Below are 1,343 nucleotides of genomic sequence, written 5' to 3' on the forward strand. Positions count from 1 at the left end.
GCGTTACTTGCGTTTTAAGCAATGGCTATCAGAAATAAAGCAGACAGCCGGTGGCATTGACGCGGTGTATTTTGAAGAGGTTAGGCGTCATGTTGGAACCGATGCAGCGCATGTTTACGGTGGTTTGTTAGCAACGTTAACGGCGTGGTGTGAACATCATCAGATACCGTATGAGGGGATACCGGTAAGTACGATTAAGAAAGCGACGACAGGCAAGGGGAATGCGTCGAAAGAAGAGATGATAGAGGCAATGTGTATTAAAGGACACAAGCCATGTGATGATAANGGTAAGTACGATTAAGAAAGCGACGACAGGCAAGGGGAATGCGTCGAAAGAAGAGATGATAGAGGCAATGTGTATTAAAGGACACAAGCCATGTGATGATAATGAAGCAGATGCTTTAGCAATTTTATATTTGGTTAAAGAGAAGGAGATCTTAGAGTGATGTCCAGTCATAAAGTAGCGTGTGCAAATTTTAGTACAGATCAGTTTTTAAAAGAGCTTACAAGTTTAAAAGCGACAGAGAAGGCTGTTTATACAACACTTGTGTTGCTAATGAATAATAGAAAAGCGCCTCTTATCAATTATGCGTCTTGTTTATCGGGTTGGTGTGGGTGTTCAGTGCAAACGTTTAAAAAGGCGTTAGAAACTTTAATAATGATGGGTCTTATTACGCGTTTAGAGAATAGGCGCTTATGGCATAAGTCATTAGCTTTTGATCAAAGTGTTCAAAGAAAATATTCAGAAAGAGCTTCAAAAGCCGCTTTAGCAAGGTGGAGTAAGAAAAGAGAGGAGGCAATACATGTCAACTAAGTTGCCATGGACGAGGCTTTTTGCAGACAAGTGGCTACTTGATCTTGCATATTTGCCAGCTTTTGAAGGTTTCATATATGTTAAGTTGCGCTTTCAAATGCTTCGCACAGGAGAGCCGCTTACGAATAATTTTAAAGTGTTATCTTTATTGGCTGGCTGCTCAGTAAAAAAATTTCAGAAGGCATTAGATCTTTTATTAGAAACTGGACATATCATTTGTTTAGAAGATGGTCGGTTGTGGAACCCAGATGTTGAATTAGAATTAAATGATAGCAAAGAGAAATCAGAAGCAGCAACAAAAGCAGCTCATTCTAGATGGCATAAAACAAAAGGTAAAAATGACAATAATCATATAAAAGAAAACGCATATGCGGATTGCATGCAGAGCGCATACGATGCGCATAGTGTTGCGCAATGCGAACGCAATGCCATTAACAATAACATTAACATATATAAAAAAAATAAAACTAACGTTTTATTAAAAAAAGAAACTGAATTTGAAGATTTAGAAACAATCGATTTGGTTGAC

Annotated in this window: 2 protein-coding genes and 1 pseudogene; all 3 read left to right on the forward strand. The window is 38.4% G+C overall.

Annotation, left to right across the window (positions count from 1 at the left end):
* Positions 1–301, forward strand: a pseudogene (locus tag ACFIMG_RS05685) (hypothetical protein); the annotation flags it as partial.
* 144 nt (positions 302–445) lie between these two features.
* Positions 446–814, forward strand: a complete 369-nt coding sequence (locus ACFIMG_RS05690; RefSeq protein WP_375677203.1) for a hypothetical protein — start codon at positions 446–448, stop codon at positions 812–814.
* A partial coding sequence (locus ACFIMG_RS05695; protein ID WP_375677204.1) for a DUF1376 domain-containing protein occupies positions 804–1,343 on the forward strand: 540 nt, incomplete at its 3' end. The genes ACFIMG_RS05690 and ACFIMG_RS05695, both read left to right, overlap by 11 nt.

The sequence above is a fragment of the Bartonella sp. AP11XZML genome (genome assembly GCF_042196445.1).
Taxonomy (GTDB): domain Bacteria; phylum Pseudomonadota; class Alphaproteobacteria; order Rhizobiales; family Rhizobiaceae; genus Bartonella.

What these genes read in the sequence shown, in the direction of transcription:
- ACFIMG_RS05690 (WP_375677203.1), top strand. Translation starts at nt 446, where the DNA reads ATGTCCAGTCATAAAGTAGCGTGTGCAAATTTTAGTACAGATCAGTTT.